A 583-nucleotide genomic window follows, 5' to 3' on the forward strand; every position below is an offset into this window, starting at 1 on the left:
ATGCTGATGCGTCTTCTGCTGCGGATGTTGCCGCGACGGCGGATTCGTCGGTTGACGCGTCGGTGACTGTCAACGCGGACGCGAACGTGAACGCTGCCGCGTCGGCTTCTGCTTCGGCAAAGGCTGACGATGACAGCAACCCGTCCGCGCAGGTTGCCGCTCAGGCTGCCGCGACCCCGGATGCGGACTCGGCGGCTTCGGCTGCTGCGACGCCGTCCGCGGAAGCTGCCGCTCAGGTCGCTGCGACGCCGGATGCTTCGACCACCGCGTCGGCTGATGTGTCTTCGGACCCGTCTGCTGCCGCTCAGGTCTCGGCCTCCCCGGCGGCGAACGCCGACAACTCGGACTCGACGAACGCTGACGCCTCGGTGGCAGCAGACGCCGATGCTTCGACCGCTGCCCAGGCCGCCGCAACCGCGGACTCGTCTGTGGACGCATCTGTCGAGTTCGACGCGACCGCTGATGCTCAGGCATCTTCGGACCCGACCGCGAACGTGAACGCTGCCGCGTCGGCTTCTGCTTCGGCAAAGGCTGACGATGACAGCAACCCGTCCGCGCAGGTTGCCGCTCAGGCTGCCGCGAC

At 68.1% G+C, this 583-nt stretch carries 1 pseudogene; it reads left to right on the forward strand.

The features are described from left to right. Positions 1-62: 62 nt before the first annotated feature. Positions 63-583: pseudogene (locus ACIOSY_RS07825) on the forward strand (hypothetical protein); the annotation flags it as partial.

Origin of the sequence: Microbacterium sp. NPDC087665 (genome assembly GCF_044743285.1) — a bacterium.
GTDB lineage: Bacteria > Actinomycetota > Actinomycetes > Actinomycetales > Microbacteriaceae > Microbacterium.